The organism is Desulfarculaceae bacterium, assembly GCA_020444545.1.
Classification (GTDB): domain Bacteria; phylum Desulfobacterota; class Desulfarculia; order Desulfarculales; family Desulfarculaceae; genus Desulfoferula.
This window is the reverse complement of sequence record JAHLKT010000002.1, coordinates 731,865-755,257: the sequence shown is the minus strand read 5'-3', so window position 1 is coordinate 755,257 and position 23,393 is coordinate 731,865. Positions and strand designations below refer to the sequence as shown.

Sequence of the window (23,393 nt, the reverse complement as noted above, 5' to 3'; positions counted from 1 at the left end):
TCAATTAAATTTAGGCTATCATTTTTTAGCCCAATCCTGCTATCTGAAGAATAAGGTGACCATTGGGTTACGGAGGTGTGCATGATAGTCGCCAATCGCATGAGTCCCGCCCCCTGGACCATCGGGCCCCAGGCCTCGGTGGCCGAGGCTCTCAACTTGATGCAGGAGCATGGGGTGCGCCACCTGCCGGTGCTGGAAGAGGGCAAGCTGTTGGGCCTGGTCACGGACATAGATCTGCGCACCGCCTACGTGGCCAGCCTGCTGGAGGAGCTTAGGGTCAAGGACGTGATGCACCACGATCCCCTGACCATCGGCAGCCAGGAAACGGTGTACCAGGCCGCCCGCCTGATTCACGCCCACCGCCTCACCGGTCTGCCCGTGGTGGACGACGGCGAGCTCAAGGGCATCATCACCCTGGCCGACATCCTCAAAGTCTTTGTGGCCCTGCTGGGTCTGCTGGACGAGAGCAGCCGCCTGGACGTAGTGCTCCGTACCGGATCTGGCTCCCTGGAAGAGGTCTACGGCATCATCCGCAAGCACGGCGGCGAGGTGGTCAGCGTGGCCCAGCTCAACTCCGACGTGGGCCGCCGGGTCTACACCTTCCGCCTGAAGAAGATCGACACCGAGCCCATCGTGGCTGCCCTGGAGGCGGCGGGGCACGGCGCCCTGGTCTGAGGCGCATGGCCTATTCTCTACGCGATAGCGAGCTTTCCCCGGAGCTGGCCGCCAAGTGGCGCCGGCTCCTGGAGCGTTTGGGGGAGCACGAGTCCCTGCTGGTGGCTTTTTCCGGCGGGGTGGATTCGGCCCTACTGCTCACCGCCGCCCGCCAGGCCCTGGGCGGGAGGGTGAGCGCCGCCCTGTGTATGGGCGTCTTCACGCCCTCCTGGGAGGCTGCGCGGGCCCTCGAGCTGGCCGAGGCCTTGGGGGTGGAGCTCATCGAGAGCGACCTCCACGAGCTTGACCATCCCGAGCTGGCGGCCAATGACCAGCAGCGTTGCTATCACTGCAAGCGCCTGCGCTTCGGCGAGCTCAAGCGCCTGGCCGCCGAAAAGGGCATCGCCGCCCTGGCCGAAGGCAGCCAGACCGACGATGCGGCCGACTTCCGGCCCGGCAACCGGGCCAAGGAGGAGCTGGGCGTGGCCAGCCCCCTGGCCGAGGCGGGGCTGAACAAGGCCGAGGTGCGCGCCCTGAGCCGGGCCCTGGGGCTGCCCACCGCCGAGGTGCCGGCCGCGGCCTGCCTGGCCTCGCGGGTGCCTTACGGGACCCCGCTGAGCGCCGGGGCCCTGGGGCGCATCGAGCGGGCCGAGGCCGCCTTGCGCGGGATGCTCACAGGCAACCTCAGGGTGCGCGACCACCATCCCCTGGCCCGTTTGGAGCTGATGCCCGAGGATTTGGCCCGGGCCTTGTCCGAGCCCCTGCGCGGCCGCATAATAGAGGCCGTCAAGGCGGCGGGCTATCAGTACGTGACCATGGACCTGGAAGGCTACCGCATGGGGGGAGGGCAGAATCCCGCCTCCGGCGCGGAGGATGAAGCCAAGGAGGAAACAAAGGCATGACCAAGCGGCTGGCAATTTGGGGGGCGGCGCTGCTGCTGGTTGGGTTGCTGACGTCTCCGGCTGCCCTGGCCGACGAGACCGGCTGCGCGGCCAAGGTTACCATGCTCGGCGGCGAGGTCATGCGGGTGAAGAACTTCGGGGCCCGCTTGCTCCAGGCGGATTTCCTGGCCACCGAGGTGGTGGTGCAAATGGATGAGGGACAAGCCACCATCGACCTGCGCGACCTAAAGAGCATGACCCGCCTGGACCCGCCCACCAAGGCGAGCTCCGGCCAGCTGGTGACCTTCGCCTATGTGGCCAAGGACGGCACCAAGGGCACTTTCAAGATCGACGGCGGCTATTACTTGTCCGGCCAGTTCAGCCTGGGCGACTGGACCGTGACCGCGGGCGAGGTAAAGCAGGTGGTCTTGGATTGCGCGCCCCTGAACTGAGCCTTCAGCTCAATCCCTGAGCAGATCCTCGAACAAGGAAGCGTAGCGCTGGGCGCTGGCCGCCCAGGAAAAGTCGCGGCCCATGGCCCGCGCCTGCAAGGCGCGCCAGCCGTCTGGCCTGGCGTGGGCCTTTTCGGCCAAAGACACCTGGGCCAGCAGGGCCTCCGGGGTGTGGGGCGCAAAGACGAAGCCGTCGCCCGCGCCCGTGGCCGGGTCATAGGCCTCCACCGTGTCCTTGAGCCCGCCGGTGGCGTGCACCAGGGGCAGGGTGCCGTAGCGCAGGGCGTACATCTGGTTCAGGCCGCAGGGCTCAAAGCGGCTGGGCATGAGCATCAGGTCGCTGCCGCCTTGCAGCAGGTGGGCCAGCTTTTCGCTGAATGTCAGCTTGAGTCCCACCTTGCCCGGCAGGCTTCCGGCCAGGTGCTTCAGGCGCGCCTCCAAATCCGTGTCGCCGGTGCCCAGCAGGGCCAGGCGATGCCCCCGCGCGGCCAGCTCGTGGGCCGTGGCCGCGATCAGGTCCACCCCTTTTTGATAAGTCAGGCGTCCGATGAAGCCCAGGACCATGCCGCCGTCGCTCGGCGGCTCCAGGCCGAAGGTGGTTAGCAGTTCGTCGCGGGAGGCCGCCTTGCTGGCCGGGTCGGCCGCCGAGTAGGGCGCGGGCAGATGGCGGTCCGTGTCGGGCGACCACGCACCGTAGTCCACCCCGTTCAGGATGCCGTGCAGCAGGCGGGCCCGGTGGCGCAGCACCCCGTCCATGCCCATGCCCAGATCGGGCTCCTGAATCTCTTGGGCATAGGTGGGGCTCACCGTGGTGATGGCGTCGGCGGTCATGAGCCCGGCCTTGAGCAGGGAGATATTGCCCCAATACTCGGCCCCGTCGATGGAGTCCATCCACTCGGGCAGGCCCAGAAGCGGGAAGTCCCAGCGGGGGTAGATGCCCTGAAAGGCCAGGTTGTGGATGGTCACCACTCCCTTGGCCTTGGCCAGGGGCCCCAGGTCAAAGGGCGCGGTGGCCAGATAGGCGGTTGCCAGGGCGGCCTGCCAGTCATGGGCGTGCACCACCGAAGCGGGCCAGTCCAGGGCCCGGGCCAGCTCGAAAGCGCCCCGGCACAAGAACACAAAGCGGGTCAGGTTGTCTCCGAAATCGCCGTAAACATCGCCGTAGAGGCCGTCTCGCTGGAAAAGTCCGTCATTCCCTAGTAGGTATATAGGGCAATCGTTCAACTCAACCTGCCACAGGTGGCAGGTGTAGGCATGATCGTCCACGGGCACCGGGAAGCTGAGGCCGGTGTCCTTGAGGCCGTGGGCCGCGCGGTCTATGTCGCCGTACAGGGGCATGACCACCCGCACGTCCAGGCCCAGGGCGGCCAGGGCCGGGGGTAGCCCGCCGGCCACGTCGCCCAGGCCGCCGGTCTTGGCCAGAGGAGTCACTTCCGGGGTCAGAAACAGTACGCTGATGGGGTCCGAGGCTCTGGCGGCTGACAAAGCGAGCTCCTGCGTGGTTGGCCTTGGGTGCGAGTTACGCTTTCAACTATCCAAGGGGATTGACATTTTGTCAATTAAAGGTGATCATGACCATGCGTAGGCCACGGCTGGGTCCATTTTTTGATGTAAGGGGACACATGAAGCTGTGGCCTTTTCATATGGAGCGCCGTTCCGAACCGCGCCATCCCTCCAGCCTGAAAGCCTGTTTCCTGGTGCGAGACCAGTTCTCCGGCAACCAGCTCACTGAACAATACCCGGCCATAATCATGGACCATTCGCCCAGCGGATGCTGCCTGGCCCTGGAACGCCTGGATTGCGGCGGGTTCCATCTGCACCGTTGCCTGGAGGCTCCCCAGGACTACCCTCTGGAGCTGTGCCTGCGCCCCGAGGAGGGCGCGGAACTCACCGTGCAGGGGGAGGTCAGGTGGATCAACCGGGAGATGACCGCCGAGGGGCCGCCCTTCCGGGTGGGGCTGCGCCTGTGCATGGAAGACCGGGCCACACCCTTGGCCTGGCGCCGCCTCAACCGCAAGAACTAGCCCCGGGCCATGCCCCGCACGGCCTGCACCACGGGCAGCCCGGCCAGGGCTTCGGGCAGGCTGTCCAGATCGGGCTCGGGCCTGGCCGCGCCGCTCACCTGAATGGTGCGGGTGGGGGTCAGGATGATGTCCGCCCCCACGTCCCAGGAATCGCCGGGCAGCTCATCCACCACTTGCTCGTCCGCCGCCACCACCACCACCGGCGTCTTGGCCTTGATGGCCCCAAGGCGCATTAATAGAGCCCAGAACAGATCCAGGAGCCCCCGGCCGTCGCCCAGGATGCGGCCCGCCGGGTCCACGGCCAGGGCCGCGCCCACCACCAAACCAGCCTTGCCCGCCCGGGCTTCGGGCAGGCGCAGCACCTTGCCCGCCGAGGCCAGGGACCAGCCTCGCAGAACCTTGCTGCGCGCGGGCAGGGGCACTTCCTGGGGAGTCAGGCGAACCAACCCCTGCTTGAGCCCCGGGGTGGCGGCCAAGAGGCTCTTGTTGTCGTTGAGCGCGTTAATGCGTGCCTGGAGCAGACTGGGCGATGGCAAGACCGCCACGGTCTGGGCCAGGCGGTAGGCCTGCAAGCGGCGCAGGCGCTCGGTCGCGCGACCCGCCAGGGGGAACAAGGGCAGGCGACCCGCCTCGCCGGAGTCGGGCCAAAGCTCGTTCCAGCGCGCCCCCAGTTCGGCGCGCAAATTATCCTTGCTCGCCATATCTAGCGCTCCAGCAGGCGGCCGGCCGCCTTGGCCTTGGCCACCGCCTCGTCATACAAGGCGCGCGGGTTGGGCGATCCGAACAGACCCTCCACGATGGAGCGCTCCCGTTCGGGCATGGCCTGGCTGGCCTTGATCAACAGCGTCTGGCTGGAGCGGGGCTTGGCGAAGATCACCAAGCGGCCGTCGTCCAGGGGAGCGGCCAGGCGCCAGGAGGTTAGCCGCACCCGGGGTCCGGCCTTGGCCGTGGTGTCGAACACCAGCTGGTGGCGGTAGAAGCGAGCCTTGGGGCCGGGCTGGCCAACGGCCACGCCTTCGGCGGTCTTGCCGTCGCTGGAGAGCTGATAGCGGCCGTAGAACTTGGGCCCCTTCATGTTGGCGTAGTACCAGAACATGATCAGCTCGTTGCCCCGCCTTTGCAGGAAGAAACGGCCCCAGCCCTCGCCGCGCCAAGCGCCGTCCCAGGTGTAGAGCAGGGGGGCGGCGAAGACGGCCGGCTTGGTCGGAGGCAGCACCAGGGCCACCTTGACCGGTTGGCCGTAGCCCGCCTTGCGGGCACGCTCCAAGGTGGCCTTGTCCGTGGCGAAGAGACGGTCGGGCACCACCGAGCCGCGCAGGGGGTCGGCCAGGGAGGCGTCGAGCTGATACAGCTCCACCCGGCCCGGCCCCGGCTCCTCGGGCGCGTAGCCCAGGATGCCCAGGGAGGTGCAGCCTTCGGGCGGGCTGGACTTTGGGCTGATGAGCATGTAGCCGCTCTGGTGTTGGTAGGCCCACAGGGGGTGGCTGCCGGTCACCGGCTTGGTCCACAAGCGGGCGACGGGGCCCTGAACCCGGAAACCCCGGTTCTGCCAGGTCTGGATCGCCTCGGGGGTGGCCGCGTAAGCGTGGATGAGCAGGCTGGGGTGCCACAGGCGCACCACCGTGCGGGTGCCCGGGGCCTCGGCCCGGGCGGCGGGCTCCTTGGCCGGCTGGGCCGCGCCCGGGGTGATGGTCAGGTTGGGCGGGGTGGCCTCGTCCGGGTTCTGGGCGCTGGCCCAGAGGCGCACTTCGTCGATGTCGCCGTGGAAGACCCGGTCCGGCCAGCGGCTGCCGCCCACCAAATAGGGCGCTTCCGATCCGGTCCAGGGCGCGGGCAGGTTGGCGGCGGCCACCTGGGTGGCGTCCAGGTAGAGCCGCGCCTCGCCGCCGGCCTGCCAGATCAGCCAGGCGGCGTGCTCGCGGCCGGGCTCGGCCACGGCGGTGGAGTTGAGCTCCACCGGCCCCTGAGCGGTGTCGATGAGCGCGGCCAAGCGGCCCTCGGGGGTGAGGTACAGCTCCAGGCGGCGGTTGTAGCCGCCCTGGGAGAACAGGGTCTGGGGCGCGCCCGGGGCCTCGCTGGGCTTGAACAGCACCTGCAAGGAGCCGCTCTCGCCGGCGGGCAGGTCGGCCCGCGAGCTAAGCACCTGGGGCCATCCCGCCGGGGTGGCGGCCATGTCCGGCTGGCTGCCAGAGGCACGCAGGACCATGAAGCTCTCGCCCCGCAGGTTCTGCGGCCGTGGCTGGTTCTGGGGCCACCAATAGGCGGTCACCTCCATCTGTTCGGGGCTTATCAGCTTGAAGCTGAACTGGCCTTGGTTGCCGCAGCAATAACCGGCCTGGTCCTTGGCCTCGCCTTCCAACTGGCCGGGCCCGGCCGGAGCGGCACGGCCCTTGGAAAGATAGCGCGGCTGGTTGCGGTCGCCACCGTAGGCCAGGAAGCTGAAGCCGTTGTCCGAGCCGGTGATCTTGTAGAAGTCGCTGCCCGTGCGCTGGTCCACCCACAGGCCGCTGAGGTTGCCCTCCTGGGCGATCTGGGGGCCGGGGGGCGAGGCGGGCAGTCCCTGGCGGGTCAGCACCATCTGGCCCTTGCCCAGGGTGGAGGAGAATACCCCCACCAGGTTCAGGCCGCCGGCCTCCTCGGCCAGTTGGGCGTTGAGCTCGAAACGGGCCTCGGGGTCCGCGTAGGTGAGGGTGGCCCCGCCCGGTGAAGGCATTACGGTGAGCGCGCCGGGATGATCCTGCCACGCGCCCTGCAAGGACTCGCCCATGGGAGTGAGGGTGAGGGAGCCCTGGGTGAGGTCTGCCGGGGCGCCGCCCGGCAGCAGGCCGTTGTACCAGTAGGTCACCCGCCACTGGCCGCCCAGGCGCTGGGCGGGCTCGTCGCTGGGCGGGCCGGCCACCCGGCGGAAGATGCGGCCGCTGTCCCCGGGCCAGGCCGTGCGGTCCAGGGAAGGCGCGAAAGAGGCGAAACGGAAGGATTCGGGCCCCAGCACCTCGATCTCTTGGCGGCCCCGGCCGGGGCAGCAGGAGCCGGGCAGGGCTTGCCAGGTGCCGGTGAGGCGTTTGCCCTGGGGGCCGGGCACCAGACGGCCCAAAAAGGCGAAGCCGCCGTCGTGCACCGCCTCGCTGCCTTGCCACAGGCGCATGATCAACGAACCGTCGGGCTGGGCCGCCACCAGGGCGGTGGCCGAGGCGTCGGCGGGCTGATACAGGCCGTCCAGCAGGGCGGGAGGCGCGGCGGCCGGGGCGCCTGCGGCGAACCCGGTGAGGAGCAACAAGGATAACGTCAGTCTAATCAGGTGCTTGAGGCGCATAATCCGTCCCGGCCAGGAAAGGGGAAGCAAGTGGGTCGCTCATCATTGTCCCCGCGGGGGCGGGGGTTGTCAATGCCGGGCAAGGAGCCGGAAAAAATCAACAAAAAGGCTTGCACCCTTGCCGAGGCGTGACTATATTCCTGTCGTGAGCCAGCGGAGGAGCGATGACGCGCCCCCAAGCCATATTTGGCCGCGAAGAGTTGAGGCTATTGCACGAGGGCCTCAGCGTGGCCGAGGACAGCGTGAGCGACCACTTTCGGCTGTCCGAGGGATTCTGGTGCCGCCACCCCTTTGAGGTGCGCACCCTGGCCGAGCTTTCGCCCGAGGAGGTGAGCGGCGAGGCCCTGGCCCAGGTTCTCAAGTTGCGCAAGTCGCACGAGAAACGTCTGCGCGGCAAGGATTACTGGCGCATCTGCTTCCAGGACCACAACTTCCTGGAGGTGGCGCGGCGCGAAGGGGCCAAGGAGATGTTCCTGCCCTTGCTCACCTACGTGATGGTGCACGAGTTGGTGCACGTGGTCCGCTTCAGCACTTATGTGCAGCTTTTCGATCTGGATCACCAGCGTCGCCAGGCCGAGGAGGCCGAGGTTCACCGCCTCAGCCGAGAGGTGCTCAAAAAGGTGCCTCTGCCCCGCCTGGACCAGGTGCTGCGTTGTTACGAGGACTCAGCGGCCGCCCTGCATCAGGGCCACTGCTAGGCGATACAGACAAGCCGTAAGGAGTTAGGTCATGCCGGTTTATGAATATGAATGCAGTAAATGCAACCAGGTTTGCGAAGCCCTGCAAAAGATCTCCGACCCCCCGCTGAAAAAATGCCCTCACTGCGGCGGCAAGGTAAAGAAGATCATGAGCCTGAACTCCTTCCAGCTCAAGGGCGGCGGCTGGTACGTGACCGACTACAAGGGCAAGAACTCCTCGGTGGCGGCCCCGGCCGGCGACGGCGACACCTCTTCCAGCGCCCCGGCGGACACCGCCCCCAAGACCGAGACCAAAAAGAAAGAGAAAAAGGCCAAGGAGGCCAAGGCCGAATAGCCCCGCTTCGCACCTATACGATTCCAAGCGCTTCCCAGCCGGGGGGCGCTTTGTTTTGTCCCGCGATTGACAGGTCCGTGCTTTCGCGCCTATCTTGGCCATCATGCCGAGCCGTAGCGATATAGGCCTCAACCAGGCGGCCAGCCATTTGAGGCAGGCCCAGAGGGTGGCCGTGCTCACCGGGGCGGGCATCTCGGCCGAATCCGGGGTGCCCACCTTTCGCGGGCCGGGCGGCCTGTGGGAAAACTACCGCCCCGAGGAGCTGGCCACGCCCCAGGCATTTGCCCGCGACCCGGAGCTGGTGTGGCGCTGGTACCACTGGCGGCGGGGGCTCATCGCCGATTGCGCGCCCAACCCGGCCCATGAGGCCCTGGTGGCCCTGGAAAAGCGCGGCAGCGACTTCACCCTCATCACCCAGAACGTGGACGGCCTGCATCGCCTGGCGGGCAGCCAGCGCATTCTGGAGTTGCACGGCAATCTGTGGTGGGTGCGCTGCACTGCTTGCGGCGCGCTTTACGAGGATCGTTCGCTGACCGGCCCCGATCCGCCTGCCTGCCGCGAGTGCGGTGCCATGCTCAGGCCCCATGTGGTTTGGTTCGGCGAAAATCTGGACCCCGACATATTGGAGAACGCCTGGCGCGCGGCGGCCGGGTGCGAGGTCATGCTGGTCATCGGCACCAGCGCGGTGGTACAGCCGGCGGCCGGTCTGGCCTCGGTGGCCAAGCAGGCGGGCGCTTTCGTGATCGAGATAAACCTGGAGCCCACCCCCAACAGCGCGGAGGTGGACCTGTCGCTGATGGGCAAGGCGGGCGAGATATTGCCCGATATCGTGAGGCAGCTATGAGCGCGCCGATCATCACCATGACCAGCGACTTCGGCCCGGGCGTATTCGTGGGCCTTATGAAAGGCGTGATCCTGGGCGTCTGCCCGGAGGCGCGCCTGGTGGACCTGGAGCACGATATCGCGCCCCAGGACGTGGCTGCCGGGGCCCTGGCCCTGGAGCAGGCCATCGGCGTGTTCCCCTCGGGCACGGTGCATCTGGCCGTGGTGGACCCGGGTGTAGGCGGCGAGCGGCGGGCAATGGCCATCGAGGCCGCCGGGTGCCTGTGGGTGGGGCCGGACAACGGCCTGTTCAGCGCGGTGCTGAACGCGGACCCTGAGGCGCGCTGCTACCAGATCAGCGACCAAAGCATCTTCCGCCAGCCGGTGTCCGCCACCTTCCACGGTCGCGACGTATTCGCTCCCGCCGCGGCCCACTTGGCCAAGGGCCGCGCCGCCTCCAGCCTGGGGCCGGCGATCAGCGACCCAATGCGCCTGGACTGGCCGCAGCCCCGGCAGGAGGGACACGCCCTAGTGGGAGCGGTGCTCATGGCCGACCGCTTCGGCAACCTGATGACCAACCTGGGCCGCGAGCAGGTGGAGGGTTTCCTGGCCGGCCGCCCGGCCCTGGTCAGCCTGGCGGGCACGGCCATCCAGGGCATCGCCAAATCCTACGACTCGGCCGAGGCGGGGCAGGGCGTGGCCCTGTTCAACTCCTTGGGACGCCTGGAGCTGGCCGTGAGCCAGGGCAGCCTCTTGCAGCGCCTGGGCCTGAGGCCCGGCAAGGAGCGCGGCCTGGAGGTCAGGGTGGAGGCCCTGGCCTAGTACGTCCCGCGCGTTGACACCCCCCGGCGCTCGGCCTATACTCGCCCCATGCTTAAGACCAACGATCTAGCCTGGTTCAAGGAATTCTTGGAGTCCGGCAACTGGGCCGACGCCTTTAACAACGCGGGCGAAGAGCTGCGTCTGGAGATGATCGAGAAGATCGAGCTTCTCCTGGACACCGCCGACGCGGCCGACAAGGTGGTGGGCGAGGTGCTCTTCTCCAAGGAAGGCATGGCCGCCCCGGCCGCCGGTTCCTCCGACCTGGAGCAAAAGTAGATGATGCGGCGCTGGTGGTTGTGGGTGATTCTAGCCGCGCTGGCCTCCAGCGCCTTTTGGCTGACCCACGGCTTCCTCAGCGGGCCGCGCTACGCCCTGTACCAGATCGGCAAGGCCATCCACGACCGTGAGCCCCGTCTGTTCCTGGCTTATGTGGACATCGACAGCGTGCTCAGGGGACAAAAAGATTTCTTCGTGGACATGGTGGCCCCCAAGGGCGAGGACGAGCAGCGGCGCAGCATCATCCGGGGACTGGCCGGGGCCTTCATGGGCGCGGCGGTGGATCAGGCCCGCTACGAGGTCTCCAAGGCCATCAAGGACCCCAACCGCCAGAACCTGCCCAGCTCCTGGACCCTGGTGTTCGCGGCCAACGTGACCACCAACCGCAACTACGCCCTGGTGGTGCTCTCAGAGCCGGGGCAGGGCCGCCGCCTGCGCCTGGGCATGCACCAGAAAGAGGGCGAGCACTGGCGGGTGGTGTCCATCGACTCGCGCGACTTGAAGGCCCTGGGCAAGGAGTTCCTCAAGGACCGCTACGGCATCCAGATCGAGGAGCGCAGCGAGAAGCAGCAGCCCCAGGCCGCGCCCGCTCCCCAGCCGGCCAGCCCGCCCACGGACCAGACCCAGGGGCAACCAGCCTCGCAATAGTACCAACTATTCCTTTCGTGACGGCCCCGCCAGAGGCGTGACTTCTCTGTGCCTGCAGAGATTGCTTCGTCGCGTCCTGTTGGCCGCTCATCGCAATGACATAACGCTATTGTCATTGCGAGCGAAGCGAAGCAATCTCTGCCATGGCCAGGAAGAATGAAGATCAGAAGAGGGTAGGGAAGGAATAAGTCCGGCCTGGGTTGGGCGGCCTGTCCGGTGGGCGGCAGCGCGGCAGGCGCCAGCTGGATGGCATCAGCATCCGTATTGCGCCTCCAAGTTAAGCTTTCTCAGCTTTCTTTTTTCCTTAACCGCTGCTTTGCCTTTTTGTAAGCAAAGGGCGGGGAGGCACCCCGCCCCATGCAATAATTTCAGACAGCCTCTTTACAACGCCCGCATCCATTCCGGCTTGAGCCCCACCCGGCCTTGCAGGGCCTGGTCGATCAGGGCCAGGGTCTGCTCGCGGTCGCGCGGCAGCACCGCCTTGACCGGCAGATAGTTGGAGGCGTGGTTGGAATAGAACAGCCCGCCGCCCAGGTCGGTGTGGGCGATCATCTCGCGCAGCTCGCGGAGCATGCCCTCAACCCCGGGAACCTCGAACTCGCCGCGCTCGTAGAGGTCGTGCAGCGGGGTGCCGGGAATCAGCATCAGGGTCAGCGCGCCCACATAGTCGGGCTGCATTTTGCTCAAGAGCTCGCCGGTGGCCTTGGCGTGCTCCAGGCTCAGCTTGGTGCCGCCGATGCCCAGGAGCACCGTGACGCTCAGCTTGATGCCCGCCTTTTTTACCCGTTGGCCCTGCTCGATTAGCTTGGCCGGGCTGGCGCCCTTGACGATGTGCTTGAGCACCTCGGGATGGCCGCTCTCCACTCCGAAGTAGAGGATGCCCAGGCCCAGCTCCTTGAGCCGCGCCAGCTCCTCGTCGCTCTTCATGGCCACGGCCTTGGAGTTGGCATAGGCCCCCACCCTGGTCACCCAGGGCAGCTTTTGTTTGATCTGGGTGAGCAGCCACTCCCAGCGCTTCATGGGCATGATCAGGGCGTCGCCGTCCATGATGAACACCCGGCGCTGGCGCGAGCAGTGCTTGGAGGCGAACTCGATGTCCCGTTCCAGGATGGCCTGGTCCTTGATGGCGAAGCGTTTGTCGCGGTAGGTGCCGCAGAAGCCGCACTTGTTGTGCGAGCAGCCCAGGGTGGCCTGGATCAGTATGGAATAAGCCTCGCTGGGCGGGCGGATGCAGTTGCCTACGTAGTCAAAGCCGGTGGGTTCGCTGGCGCAGTCCATGTGTCTCTCCAATGGAACAGGGTGCGCCTATATTTATAAGGGCGGAAGGGGCGGGGTGCAAGCAAAGGCCCTCCCCGGACAGGCCGGGGAGGGCGGCGGGCGCGTAAACTAGTGGTAGTCGTGGGTGCCCAGAACCACCGGGATGCCGGTCTTGCCGGTGATCATCTCGGCCAGGTCTTCGGGCTTGGTGTAGGGGCACTCGGGCTTGGCTCCGGCCATACAGGAGCTCAAATAGATGGCGTCGGGCTTGACCTCGGCCAGCTTCATGTTCATGCCCAGATTGGAGATGGTGTTGCGGCCGGGGCAATGACAGGTGTGGAAGCCCAGCACCTGCACCGGCTCGTCGAAATTGCCTTCGCCCATGGCGGCGGCCTTGAGACAGCGCCACTCGCCGGGGCAGCCGTAGCCGCTGTCCATGTAAGAGCCGCAGCCTATGATCAGCACTTTTTTCATTGAAGGTCCTCCTTGGGGGCCCTGGCGGGCCGTTGATTCCCTGAAAGTTATGGGGAATTAATTAGCACCACCGGCCAAGGCGGTCAAGCGGCTTGCGTCCAGCTTGTTTGGCCGGGGCGGTTGATGCTACCAAATAGATAATACCCATACGGAGACGCGCTATGCGCCGGAACATAAGCACGATCCTGCTCTCGATCGCCTGCCTGGCCATGGCGGCCCTAGCTTCCCTCCCGGCCGAGGCCTGCACCGGCATACGGCTCAAGGCCAAGGACGGGGCCACGGTCTACGGCCGCTCCATGGAGTGGGGCGCGTTTGATCTGGAGTCCCGCGTGGCCATCGTGCCCAAGGGCTACGCCTTTGTGGGCACCACGCCGCAGGGCCTCAACGGCAAGCGCTGGGTGGCCAAGTACGGCTTCGTGGCCCTGGACATGGTGCACCGGGACGTGTTTGCCGACGGCATGAACCAGGCGGGCCTCACCGCCGGGCTGTTCTATCACCCCGGCTTCGCGGTCTACCCCAAATACGACCCGGCCAAGTCAAAGGACACCATCACCGCGGCCGACGTGGTGGCTTTCGTGCTCTCCCAGTGCGCCGGCGTGGACCAGGCCGTGGCTGCCTTGAAAAAGGTCCGAGTGGTGGCGGTGATGGAGCCGGCCATCGGCAAGCCGGTGGAGGCGCATTGGATGTTCACCGAGCCCTCGGGCAAGGCGGTGGTCATCGAGTTCCACGAGGGGCGCATGAAGGTGTTCGACAGCCCCCTGGCGGTGATCACCAACGCGCCCACCTATGACTGGCACACCACCAACCTGCGTAACTACATCAACCTGTCGCCCGTGGGCATTCCCGGCAAGAAGCTGGCCGACGAGGACTTCACCCCCTTGGGCCACGGCAGCGGCATGATCGGCCTGCCGGGCGATTTCACCCCGCCCTCGCGCTTCATCCGGGCCGTGGCCTGGACCCAGACCCACCGCCCTCTGCCCGACGGCCCGGAAGCCATATACGAGCTTTTCCGCATCCTGGATAATTTCAACGTGCCCCTGGGCAGCGGCGAGGGCGGCAGCACCAAGGCCAGCAAGGGTATGCGCAGCTCCACCATCTGGACCAGCGGCTGGGATACGCGTAACAAGCTGCTCTACTTCCACACCCAGAACGACCGCCGGGTGCGCCGCCTCAAGATGGACAAGTTGGATTTCTCGGGGAATAAGATAGTCCACCTGCCCATGGACCGGAAAAAGGAACAGGACTACAAGGACATAACCCCGGCCAAGTGAGCGGGACGGCCTTGGCGGCTAGGGCGGGGGTTCTTTTTGTTTGCCCCGGCCTATGTGGACTCTATATGCTTTATAGTTAAGCCTAATTTGTCCCGGCGCCGTCGGGGCCCGCCCCGCGTCCCAAGGAGAGCCAGCCTGAAATGCAGCCCACTATCTGCTTCATAGACGACACAGAATTCGAGCTGGACAACTTCAGCCAAAACATCGCTCCGGCCTTTAAGAACGTGGAGATGATCTATGCCCGCGACTTTGAGCGGGCCCAGCGCAAGCTGGAGGGCAAGCTCTGCCTCTGCTTTTTGCTGGACATCTACGGCGCAAAACCGGGCAGCGAGCCCGGCGAGCTGCCCGCGCCCGAGGATCTGGCCAAGCTCATGGGCCCGGGCGAGGCCGTGGAGCCGCTCTACGAGGGCCTGGAGGGCGAGGGCTGGGAACGGGCCAACCAATTCCTGCGCAGGGTTTACGCCCGCGCGGCCACGGCCCAGGCCGCGTTCCTTGAGGTGGCCGCCCAGCTGGGGCAGGGGCCCAAGTTCGGGCTGAGCGCCCTGGCCTCGGTGCGCGAGCACTATCCCGAGGCCGCGGCCCTGGGTTACAGCCGCAAGGGTTCCCTGGCCGATGCGGCGGCCATGACCCACGCCGGGGCCCAGGGGGTGCTGATCAAGCCTCAGGGAGAGGACGAAGCGGCCATCGCCAAGGCCAGCAAGGACCAGGCTCCGGAGCTGGCCGCCACGGTGATCCAGGTGGTGGACCACCACCTGGCCTGTCTGATCAGCGGCCTGGGCCTGAGGCTCTGCCAAGAAGGGGCCAGCCTGCCCTTGGTGGAGGCCCTGCAACTGGCCCTGGACCAGATCAACGGAACCGGGACGGACCGCAGCGCCGAGGGGCGCCGCGAGGCTCTGGAGCGTCTCAAAGGCGTGCGTTTGGAAGAAATGGGGCTGAGCGACGGGGACAAGCGGATCATTCTGGCCCTGTGGGACTGGCTAAGTCTCGAAACTTAAAGCTTATTCGGGGGCTTGCCTTGACATGGCCCCCTGGGGTTGCTAGATTCCTATCAGTCATATATTTCGGGTGAAAAAGGCGGTAAGTATCTGTGGCGGATGAACTTTCCTCGCGCGCTCGCTTGGTGCTCTCCTCGGTGGTGGCCACCTATATCGCCACGGCCGAGCCGGTGGGTTCCCGCACCATTTCCAAGCAGAAGAACGTGAGCTTTTCCGCGGCCACCATTCGCAACGTTATGGCCGACTTGGAGGAAATGGGCTTTTTGGCCCAGCCCCACATTTCGGCCGGCCGCATCCCCACCCCGGACGGCATGCGCTTTTACGTGGACTCCATCCTGGAGCTGGACGAGCTGGACGAGTCGGTCAAGGCAGCCATCCGGGCCCAGCTCGACGGCCACCAGCTCTACGACCTCAACGACATTTTCAAGGCCACCAGCCGGGCCCTGAGTCAGATCAGCCGCCAGGCCTCCCTGGTGGCGGTGCCCAGCCCGGAACAGGAGGTGTTCCGGCATATGGAGTTCGTGCGCCTGGCCGCCGGGCTCATCCTGGTGGTGCTGGTCTCCAAGGCCGGTGGGGTGCAGAACCGCATCATCGAGGCCGAGGAAGACATCGCCCAAGAGGAGCTGGACAAGTACTCCCGCTACCTCAACGAACTTTTGGCAGACCTGACTCTGGGCCAGGTAAAGCAGCGGGTGGCCCAGGAGATGGCCCAGGAGCGCAACCGTTTTGACGCGGTGCTCTCGCGGGCCCTCACCCTGGGCAAGCAGGCCTTGCAGAGCCGCTCGGAGGGCGATCTATTAATCGACGGCCAGAGCAATCTGATGGACCAGCCCGAGTTCCGCGACGTGGTGCGCCTGCGAGGTATTTTTCAGACCTTTGAGGAAAAATCCACCCTGCTGCGCTTGCTGGACAAGGCGCTCACCGCTCAGGGCGTGCGCCTGGTCATCGGCTCGGAAAGTGAGCAGGCCGAGTTGGAGGGCCTCACCCTGGTCACCTCGGCCTATGGCGATCAGGACCAGCCCCTGGGGGCCCTGGGCATCATCGGCCCCACTCGCATGGATTATTCCAAAGTCATTCCCATGGTGGACTTCACCGCCCGCCTGGTCAGCCGCATCCTGGACGAGCGCACCAAGTAGAGCGGAAAGAAGGGATCAGTCAGCGTGATAAAGATCGAAAAACCGGACGCCGAAAAGGCTCCCCAGGCCGAGTCCGAGGAGCAGGCCTCCCAGGCCCCGGAAGAGGGCGGGGAGCTGGCCGAGCTCAAGGAGCGCATGCTCCGGCAGGCGGCGGAGCTGGACAACTACAAGAAGCGCACCGAGCGCGAAAAGGCCGATTTCTTCAAGCGAGCCAACGAGGGCCTGGTCAAGGACCTGTTGCCCGTCTTAGACAACCTGGAGCGGGCCCTGGAAAGCGCGGCCACGGGCGGCGGCGAGGCCACCCTGGCCCAAGGGGTGGAGATGATCCACGGCGAGCTCTTGAAGACCCTGGAGCGCCACGGCCTGGAACCCATGGAGGCCATGGGCCAGCCCTTTGACCCCGAGCTCCACGAGGCCATGATGCAGCAGGAAAATCCCGAGCTGGACGAGAACACGGTGATCGCCGTGGCCCAGAAAGGCTACCTGTTTCAGGGGCGTCTGCTCCGGCCGGCCATGGTGGTGGTCAGCAAAAAATCTTCCTGATCCGGCCAAGCCCTAAGCGGGAGAGCCCATGAAGTTTCGACCTTGCGCGCCCAAGACCCGGCACCTGTCCTGGGCCTGGCTGATGCTGTTGGCCGCCTTGGCCCTGGCCGGCTGCGCCCCGGGCTCCGGCCCCGCGCCCACCATCCCCCGCGGCGCTCCTTCGGCGGCTACCGCCTATAAGCCGGGCAGCGGCGAGGCCGGCCGCCTGGCCCAGGTGGGCCAGGAGCGCCTGGAGCGGGGCCGCTACCTCATGGCAGTGGACGCCTTCCGCGCCGCTCTGGCCCAAAAGCCGGACTCGGCCTTGCAGAGCAAGATCCGCCTGGGCCTGGGCCGCGCCTTCGAGGGAGCCCGCCAGCGGGTGGAGGCGGTGGACCAGTTGCGCAACATGCCTCTGACCGGCGGCGACCCCGACGCCCTGGTGGCCGGGGCCCTGCTCCTGGGCGACCTGGAGCGCAAGCTGGGCCAGTGGTCCCAGTCCGCGGCCACCCTGCGCCGGGTGCTGACCACACCGGCCCGCCCCCTCACCGAAACCGAGCGCAAGCAGGCCCTGACCACCCTGGCCGAGACCCAGGCCGACCTGGGCCAGTACGGCCAGGCCACGGGCAGCCTATTGGAGATCGCGGCCCTGGACGGCGGCACCCTGCCGGTGATGCTGAAGAACAAGCTGGCCGACGTATCGGCGCGGGCCTCCTCCGCCGAGCTGGAGGCCCAGCTGGGCAAACCCCGGCCGCCCGCGCTCAACGCTCTTTTGCTGCTCTCCCTTGCCCGGGCCCAGTTGCGCGAAGGCCGCCTGGAAGAGGCCAAAGCCACCACCGCTCAGGTGGAGAGCCTCAGCCAGGACCCGGCCATGAAGCTCAAGGCCAAGGCCCTGCAAAAGGAGATCATGCAGGCCCACCTGGTCAACCCGGTGGCCGTGGGGGCCATCCTGCCCCTGAGCGGGGCCTGGGCCCAGCCCGGCCGCGAGGTGCTGGCCGCCCTGGAACTGGGCCTGGGGCTCTATGAGACCACCACCGGCAACGCCCCGGTGCTCTACATGGCCGACAGCAAGGGCCAGGCCCTGGAGTCGGTGAGCGCGGTGGACACCCTGGTGGACAAGCACAAGGTCATGGCCATCATCGGGCCCATGGGCGCCTCGGCCTCCCTGGCCGCCGCCCGCCAGGCCCAGATGCGCCAGGTGCCCATCATCAGCCTGGCCCGGGTGGACGGCGTGGCCCGCACCGGGGACTTTGTTTTCCAGAACTCGCTCACCCCGGGCCGCCAGATGAAAGGCCTGTTGGACGAGGCCATGGGCCTTAGGGGCCTGAATCGTTTCGCGGTCTTGGCGCCGGACAATTCTTACGGCCGGGGCTTCACCTCCCTGCTGCGCGCCGGGGTCGCCGAGCGCGGCGGCGAGCTGGTGCGGGTGGTGTTCTTCGACCCCCAGGCCAGGGACTACACCGTGTGGGTCAAGCGGCTGGTGCAGCTTCCCGAGAAGAAGTTCCGCCCCGGCGAGAAAGACGCGCCCACCCCGGTGATCGACTTCGAGGCCCTGTTCATCCCCGACGGACCCCAGGCCGTGGCCATGGCCGCAAGCCAGCTCAGGTACTTCGACGTGACCAGCGTGCTGCTCATGGGCACGGACCTGTGGCACGATCCCCGCCTGCTGGACCTGGCCGGCCGCGACGTGCAGGGTGCCATCTTCCCGGGCCTGTTCGACGCCGGGTCCAACGATCCGGTGGTCAAGAAATTCGTGGCCGATTTCAGCCAGGCCATGGGCCGCACGCCCACCCTGCTGGAGGCCCAGGGCTACGACGCGGCGCTGCTGTTGCGCTCGCTGATCAACAAGCCCCAGCCGCCGCGCACCCGGGGAGCCATGCGCCAGGCCATCCAGGAGGTCAAGGACCTGCCCGGCGTGTGCGGGGCGATGAGCGTCACCCCCCAGCGCAGCTTGAGCGAAAAGGTGACCATTTTCACGGTGGACCGACGGGGTTTCAGGCCGGTGAACGACCAGGACCGGATCAAGCCCGAGCCGCCGGCGCCCTTGTCCGGGGCGGAGGCGGCACCGGGAACCGCTCCGGCGGCCGATCAGGGGGCCGCATTGCCAACGGCCGGCTCCCCCCCGGCCGGGGAGAAGCCGGCCGCGCAATAGGCCGTATTTTCTAGACAGATATCAGCCGAAGATCTTCTTGCCGCTCAGGGCCGCGGCCAAGCGGGCGATGTTTTTGCCGTGGTGCAGGGCCGCCTCGGTCCGCTCCTCGGGCAGTCCGCCCTCGATCACCGAAATATCCTCGTTGTGCGCCCGGCCATAGGGGCCCCATTGCAGGCCACCCTTGGCATAGCCCGCCGTATTCTTGGGCAGAGTCGCCAGCACCATGCCCAGCTCGGCCAGGTTGTTGAGCATGGAGAGCATGGTCAGCTCGCAGCCTTCGCCCGCGTTGCCATAACCAGAACCACAGGCAAAGGCCGCGCCCACCTTGCCCACCACCTTGTCTCCCATCCACAAAGGGGCGCATTGGGTGTCGATGAATTTTTTCATGCGCCAGTCCATGCTGCCCATGTGCACCGGGGTGCCCAGGACCAGGGCGTCGGCGGCTATCACGTCGTCGGCCGTGGCCTCCTCGGCCTTTATCAGCTTGGCCTTGCAGCCCTCCACGGATTCGACTCCCTGGGCCAGGGCCCGGGCCATCCTGCCGGTGCCGTCGTGGTCGCTGGCGTAAACGATCAGTATCTGAGCCATGGCTTAAAGTCTCCTTGCTTGCGATGATGATTCTCTAACCTTATTGAGCCACCAAACCACTGTGCGATGCAAATCGCGTGGCCCCGAAAATAAATGGGGCCCTTCCGCGAACGGAAAGGCCCCAGGGGTTGGGAGGGGAATTCGCCTTGTCGCCAAGGCGATTGTCGTGCGGGGCTTAAACCCAGCGCGCGGTCACGGTGCGCTCATCCAGGAACAGACGCATGGAGGCCATGCGGCTCTTGGCGGCGCCCAGGAAGGACTTGCGCTTGGAGCCCAGGGGGAAGAAGGCGTAGGGCTGGGGCACGCCCACGTTGATGCCCACGTTGCCCACGTTGACCTCACGGGCGAACTTGCGCGCGTTCACTCCGCTGGCGGTCATGATGCAGGCGCTGTGGCCCAGGTCGGTCTTGGAGTTGATCCAGCCGATGACCTGCTCCAGGCTCTCAGCCCGGATGAGGGCCGCCACCGCGCCGAAGGCTTCTTCCTTGCAGATTTCCATGTCAATGTCGGCGTCTTCCAAGAGGGTGGGGCCCATGAAATAGCCGTCGGGATAGTCGGCGGGCAGCATGGTGCGGCCGTCCAGGACCATCTTGGCGCCCTCGCCCAGGCCCTTCTCGACCCAGGCGATGACCTTGTCGCGGCCGCCGGGGGTGGCGTAGGGGCCCATGGTCACGCTCTCGTCCAGGCCGTAGCCCAGCTTCATGGCCGAGGCGTTGGCCACCAGGGCCTGCTTCACCTCGTCGTAGCGCTTCTGGTCGCCGATGATCACCACGTTGTCCGAGCCCAGGCAGCGCTGGCCGGTCATGCCGAAGCAGCCCTGGCGCACGTAGCCGGGGCAGGCGTCCAGGTCGGCGTCGGGCATGATCAACACGGTGTTCTTGCCGTTGCCGTTGAGGCTCGAAGTCTTGCCCAGCTTGCCGCATTGGGCAAACAGGTCCAGACCGGCGCTGGTGGAGCCGATAAAGCCGATGCCCTCGATCTCCGGCTGCTCCAGGATGAAGGAGTTAACGTCGCGGCCGCCGTGGATCAGGTTGATGGCGCCTGCCGGGAAACCGGCCTCCAGGGCCACCTTGCTCATGTATTCCGCGGCCACCGGGTCCTGGCGCGAGGGGCTCACCACCACCGGGCAGCCGGAGGCCAGGGCGTAGGGCACAAAGGAGCTCCAGGCGTGCATGGGGATGTTGCCCGGAGTCACGATGAGGAAGGGCCCCAACGGCTCCCAGGTCAGCCACATGTCGATGCCGTTGGCCAGGTTGTCCAGGTGCTCGTTGCGCGAGACCAGGCCGTAGGCCGCCGCGCAGGCGGACTCGATGTTCTCGATGCAACGGCGCACCGAACCGGCGGCCTCCTTGTAGGTGCGGCCGTGGTCCTGGCTCAGCACGCGGCTCAGGGTGTCGGCCTCGCGGTCGTAGATCTGGCGCATGTCAAAGAGCATCCGGGCGCGCTCGCGCAGGGGGATGTTCTTCAGGGTATCGAAGGCGTCGGCCGCGGCCTGCACCGCCGCGCGGGCTTCTTCCTGGGTGGCGGTGGGGAACTCGGCGATCACCTCGCCGGTGGCCGGGTTGGTGGTCTCGTTGATGATATCGGACTTGGACTCCACCCACTCGCCGCCGATAAGCAGCTTCAGGCGTCCGTAGTGCTTCTTGACTTCAGGCAACATGGCCATGACTAATGACTCCGAAAAGGTTTGGGGCAGGGCCGCCGGGGCGGCCGCTGGTTATTAACGAAGGCCGTCCTCGTACTTGGCGTCTTCCTTGGTCAGGCCGCCGATGCGGGGCAGGGGACGTCCGGAATCGGTGACCACCAGGGCCACCAGGATCTCGTCGGCCATGGGCGCATCTTCCAGGCTGATGGTCATGCCGTCGAAGTGGGAGCGGATGAAGGCCGCGTCCTTGTGGTTCAGGGGAACGTCGATGGTGCAGCCGGCCGGGCCGCGTTTTTTCACCGAGGGGATCAGGGCCAGGCCCCGGCCCAGGGCCTTGCGGAAGGGGGCGCCCAGCTTGGGGTGCAGGATGGCGCCGCCGTGCTCCAGCTCGCCGTTCAGGCCCACGATGGCCGCCTTGCCGTAGCTCTCGCACTCCTCGGGGGCGATGCCCAGAGCGTCGCGGGCCTTGTCGCCCAGCATCCCACCCAGCTCCTCGCCGATGTCCATCAGCTCGCTCAGGTCCTCGGTGTAGCCGCCGGCAAAGGGATTGGCGATGACCGCGATGGCCGCGGCTTTGCGGGTGGGGGGCTCGATGGCCTTGCCCGCCTCGTTCAGGGTCTCTTCCACGATGGTGACCAGCTTACGAATCTGCATGGCTAAATCCTCCAAAGGACAAATTGATGCTAAGCGGCCACCTTGGCGGCGCGCACCGGCGGCGGGGTGTTGCGGCTCTTGGTGACCACAACCTTGCCGTCGATCAGGATGAGGGAAACGCCGGGGGTGTCGCCCTCGGCCAGGGCCTCCAGGACGTCCTTGCCCGGCGAGCCTATGGGGGTGTCCATGAGCACCAGGTCCGCTTCGCGGCCCTCGGCGATGACGCCCCGGTTGAGGCCGTAGAGCGCGGCGGTGTTGCCCGAGGCCATGGCCACGGTCAGCTCGGGGGCCACGCCGCCCAGGCTGGCCACCAGGGCCATGTTGCGAAGGATGCCCAGGGTGACCACGCCGGTGCCGGAGGGGGCGTCGTTGCCGAAGATCACCCGGCCCCACTGCTTGGTATCGTCGATGTACTGGGCCACCTCGGCGGCGCGGCGCATGTTGCCGCACTGCACGATCTCGATAGCCGCGTCGCTCTCATCGATGATGGCCTTGGCCCCTTCCAGGCTGACCGCGGTGGGGCCGCCGTTGATGTGGCTGGCCACCGAGGGCTTTACCGCGATGATCTGCTCGGCGCCCACCACGGACGAGCCGGGGATGGAGGTGCCGCCGGTGTGCATCATCACGGTCATGCCGCGCTTCTTGGCCCACTGAACCATCTCCGGTGCCTCGGGCGGCTCCTTGACCGAGCCCAAGCCGACCTCGCCGACGACCCGCACGCCCGCCTGGTAGCATTCTTCGATATCAGCCTCGGTGAGGCCCTTTTCCAGGATTAGCGAGCCGCCCAGTACCTTCATGCCGCCGGGGCGCACCGTGCCCCAGCTCTTGGCGGCCAGGATGGCCAGGCACTTGGTTCCCAGGGGGTCCTTGGGGCGGCCGGGCAGGTGCACCTCGCCCGCGCTGATGGAGGTGGTCACCCCGCCGTGCAGCGAGGAGTCCAGGAAGTTTTGCATCTGCTGGCGCGGGGTCCAGTCGCCCAGGACCACGTGGCAGTGACTATCGATGAGGCCCGGTGTTAGGGCCGAGCCGCCCGCGTCGATGACCGTGGCGCCCTCGGGGGCTTCCAGGCCGGAGCCGATTTTCTGGATGAGGCCGTCGGCGATGAGAACGCTGTCCGCCGCCAGGATGGGTTCGTCCACCAGGCCACTGAGCATCAGGCCCACGTTTTTGATCAATACGCTGCTCATGGGTTCAATCCCTCCGCGAGTGCTTCGCCGCCTACCAGCTGGGCGGGGTCACCACCCAAACCACCCGGCAGGGCTCGTCGCCCTCGTTGGTCCAGGCGTGGGGCTGGCTGGATGAGTAATAAAAAGACGAACCAGCGGGCACCAGGTGTATCTCCTCGCCCAGGCGCAGGGTGAGCTCACCCTCCAGCACCAGGCCGAATTCCTCGCCCACGTGGTGATAATCCTCCCGGGTGCCGCCCCCGGGTTGAATGACGGTGAAGAAGGGCTGCATGTGGCGATGTTTGACCATGGCCACCATCTGCTTGATGTCCGCCTTCCAGCGGGGCAGGCTAACCCGCACCCATTGGGAAGGGTCCATCACCACCGGGTCGTGCTCGGATTCGTCGGCGAAAAAATCCACGATGCGCGCCCCCAGCACCCCGGCGATGCGTTTCAGCGAGGCGATGGAGGGCGAAGCCTTGTCGTGCTCCACCTGAGATAAATACGAAGCAGTGCAGTCGGCCTTGTCGGCCACCTGCTTCAGCGTCAGCTTTTGGGCTAGACGCATCTGCTTTATTTTACTCCCCAAACTTTCCAAGAGCCCCTCTTCTC

At 66.6% G+C, this 23,393-nt stretch carries 25 protein-coding genes; 15 read left to right on the top strand and 10 right to left on the bottom strand.

Features of this window, described 5'->3' with window-relative positions; translation table 11 throughout:
• The first annotated feature begins 81 nt into the window (after positions 1–81).
• The 3 genes from KQH53_07990 to KQH53_07980 are packed head-to-tail and all read left to right on the top strand — an operon-like array spanning position 82 to position 1,987.
• Positions 82–675, top strand: coding sequence for a CBS and ACT domain-containing protein (locus tag KQH53_07990; protein MCB2226605.1), 594 nt, complete (start codon positions 82–84; stop codon positions 673–675).
• Between the two features lie 5 nt (positions 676–680).
• Positions 681–1,556: an ATP-dependent sacrificial sulfur transferase LarE gene (gene larE / locus KQH53_07985; GenBank protein MCB2226604.1), complete on the top strand. Its 876-nt coding sequence runs from the start codon at positions 681–683 to the stop codon at positions 1,554–1,556.
• On the top strand, positions 1,553–1,987 hold the full coding sequence (locus KQH53_07980; GenBank protein ID MCB2226603.1) for a hypothetical protein: 435 nt from the start codon (positions 1,553–1,555) through the stop codon (positions 1,985–1,987). The genes larE and KQH53_07980 overlap by 4 nt, the downstream gene beginning before the upstream one ends.
• A 9-nt stretch (positions 1,988–1,996) precedes the next feature.
• Here the strand turns inward: KQH53_07980 and glgA are convergent, their stop codons facing one another.
• Positions 1,997–3,472 carry a glycogen synthase GlgA gene (gene glgA / locus KQH53_07975; protein ID MCB2226602.1) on the bottom strand — a complete coding sequence of 492 codons (1,476 nt, stop codon included), beginning with the start codon at positions 3,470–3,472 and terminating at the stop codon, positions 1,997–1,999.
• Positions 3,473–3,609: 137 nt separating this feature from the next.
• On the opposite strand from glgA, the gene KQH53_07970 reads away from it, so the two are divergent.
• On the top strand, positions 3,610–4,011 hold the full coding sequence (locus tag KQH53_07970; GenBank protein MCB2226601.1) for a PilZ domain-containing protein: 402 nt from the start codon (positions 3,610–3,612) through the stop codon (positions 4,009–4,011).
• Here KQH53_07970 and KQH53_07965 read toward each other — a convergent pair.
• Both KQH53_07965 and KQH53_07960 read right to left on the bottom strand, forming a co-directional pair.
• Entirely contained in the window at positions 4,008–4,712 is a 705-nt protein-coding gene (locus KQH53_07965; GenBank protein MCB2226600.1) for a 5-formyltetrahydrofolate cyclo-ligase, read from the bottom strand. The two genes, KQH53_07970 and KQH53_07965, sit on opposite strands and share 4 nt — an antisense overlap.
• Before the next feature lie 2 nt (positions 4,713–4,714).
• Entirely contained in the window at positions 4,715–7,324 is a 2,610-nt protein-coding gene (locus KQH53_07960) for a LamG domain-containing protein (protein MCB2226599.1), read from the bottom strand.
• A gap of 164 nt (positions 7,325–7,488) precedes the next feature.
• Here KQH53_07960 and KQH53_07955 point away from each other — a divergent pair, with 164 nt between their 5' ends.
• The 6 genes from KQH53_07955 to KQH53_07930 all read left to right on the top strand — a co-directional run bounded on the left by KQH53_07955 (position 7,489) and on the right by KQH53_07930 (position 10,924).
• Complete coding sequence (locus KQH53_07955; protein MCB2226598.1) at positions 7,489–8,022, top strand: hypothetical protein; 534 nt, start codon at positions 7,489–7,491, stop codon at positions 8,020–8,022.
• 31 nt (positions 8,023–8,053) lie between these two features.
• A complete protein-coding gene (locus tag KQH53_07950; protein MCB2226597.1) occupies positions 8,054–8,356 on the top strand; it encodes a zinc ribbon domain-containing protein in 303 nt (100 codons plus the stop codon).
• Positions 8,357–8,459: 103 nt separating this feature from the next.
• On the top strand, positions 8,460–9,200 hold the full coding sequence (locus tag KQH53_07945) for an NAD-dependent deacylase (protein ID MCB2226596.1): 741 nt from the start codon (positions 8,460–8,462) through the stop codon (positions 9,198–9,200).
• Positions 9,197–10,000, top strand: coding sequence for an SAM-dependent chlorinase/fluorinase (locus KQH53_07940; GenBank protein MCB2226595.1), 804 nt, complete (start codon positions 9,197–9,199; stop codon positions 9,998–10,000). The genes KQH53_07945 and KQH53_07940 overlap by 4 nt, the downstream gene beginning before the upstream one ends.
• A 48-nt stretch (positions 10,001–10,048) precedes the next feature.
• Positions 10,049–10,276 carry a hypothetical protein gene (locus KQH53_07935; GenBank protein MCB2226594.1) on the top strand — a complete coding sequence of 76 codons (228 nt, stop codon included), beginning with the start codon at positions 10,049–10,051 and terminating at the stop codon, positions 10,274–10,276.
• The gene (locus KQH53_07930) at positions 10,277–10,924 is read left to right on the top strand and encodes a DUF2939 domain-containing protein (protein MCB2226593.1); all 648 of its coding nucleotides are present in this window, start codon (positions 10,277–10,279) and stop codon (positions 10,922–10,924) included.
• 381 nt (positions 10,925–11,305) lie between these two features.
• Here KQH53_07930 and KQH53_07925 read toward each other — a convergent pair whose 3' ends face one another.
• Both KQH53_07925 and KQH53_07920 read right to left on the bottom strand, forming a co-directional pair.
• A complete protein-coding gene (locus KQH53_07925; GenBank protein MCB2226592.1) occupies positions 11,306–12,202 on the bottom strand; it encodes a B12-binding domain-containing radical SAM protein in 897 nt (298 codons plus the stop codon).
• A 108-nt stretch (positions 12,203–12,310) separates the two neighbouring features.
• Positions 12,311–12,655 (bottom strand): CGGC domain-containing protein, encoded by a 345-nt coding sequence (locus KQH53_07920; protein MCB2226591.1) that lies wholly within the window; start codon positions 12,653–12,655, stop codon positions 12,311–12,313.
• 161 nt (positions 12,656–12,816) lie between these two features.
• Here KQH53_07920 and KQH53_07915 point away from each other — a divergent pair, with 161 nt between their 5' ends.
• The 5 genes from KQH53_07915 (at position 12,817) to KQH53_07895 (ending at position 18,728) form a co-directional block, all read left to right on the top strand.
• Positions 12,817–13,926: a choloylglycine hydrolase family protein gene (locus tag KQH53_07915; GenBank protein ID MCB2226590.1), complete on the top strand. Its 1,110-nt coding sequence runs from the start codon at positions 12,817–12,819 to the stop codon at positions 13,924–13,926.
• Between the two features lie 140 nt (positions 13,927–14,066).
• Positions 14,067–14,921, top strand: a complete 855-nt coding sequence (locus tag KQH53_07910) for a hypothetical protein (protein MCB2226589.1) — start codon at positions 14,067–14,069, stop codon at positions 14,919–14,921.
• A 92-nt stretch (positions 14,922–15,013) separates the two neighbouring features.
• Positions 15,014–16,057, top strand: a complete 1,044-nt coding sequence (hrcA, locus tag KQH53_07905) for a heat-inducible transcriptional repressor HrcA (GenBank protein ID MCB2226588.1) — start codon at positions 15,014–15,016, stop codon at positions 16,055–16,057.
• Positions 16,058–16,081: 24 nt separating this feature from the next.
• A complete protein-coding gene (gene grpE / locus KQH53_07900) occupies positions 16,082–16,600 on the top strand; it encodes a nucleotide exchange factor GrpE (protein MCB2226587.1) in 519 nt (172 codons plus the stop codon).
• 28 nt (positions 16,601–16,628) lie between these two features.
• Positions 16,629–18,728: an ABC transporter substrate-binding protein gene (locus tag KQH53_07895; GenBank protein MCB2226586.1), complete on the top strand. Its 2,100-nt coding sequence runs from the start codon at positions 16,629–16,631 to the stop codon at positions 18,726–18,728.
• Positions 18,729–18,749: 21 nt separating this feature from the next.
• On the opposite strand, the gene KQH53_07890 is transcribed toward KQH53_07895, so the two are convergent.
• From KQH53_07890 to KQH53_07870, 5 genes are all read right to left on the bottom strand, one after another.
• On the bottom strand, positions 18,750–19,316 hold the full coding sequence (locus KQH53_07890; GenBank protein ID MCB2226585.1) for an NAD(P)H-dependent oxidoreductase: 567 nt from the start codon (positions 19,314–19,316) through the stop codon (positions 18,750–18,752).
• 175 nt (positions 19,317–19,491) lie between these two features.
• Positions 19,492–20,982, bottom strand: a complete 1,491-nt coding sequence (locus tag KQH53_07885) for an aldehyde dehydrogenase family protein (GenBank protein MCB2226584.1) — start codon at positions 20,980–20,982, stop codon at positions 19,492–19,494.
• A gap of 54 nt (positions 20,983–21,036) precedes the next feature.
• Positions 21,037–21,615 carry an amino acid synthesis family protein gene (locus KQH53_07880; protein MCB2226583.1) on the bottom strand — a complete coding sequence of 193 codons (579 nt, stop codon included), beginning with the start codon at positions 21,613–21,615 and terminating at the stop codon, positions 21,037–21,039.
• Between the two features lie 29 nt (positions 21,616–21,644).
• Complete coding sequence (locus KQH53_07875) at positions 21,645–22,802, bottom strand: amidohydrolase family protein (GenBank protein ID MCB2226582.1); 1,158 nt, start codon at positions 22,800–22,802, stop codon at positions 21,645–21,647.
• A 31-nt stretch (positions 22,803–22,833) separates the two neighbouring features.
• Positions 22,834–23,349: a cupin domain-containing protein gene (locus KQH53_07870; GenBank protein MCB2226581.1), complete on the bottom strand. Its 516-nt coding sequence runs from the start codon at positions 23,347–23,349 to the stop codon at positions 22,834–22,836.
• Positions 23,350–23,393: the final 44 nt, after the last annotated feature.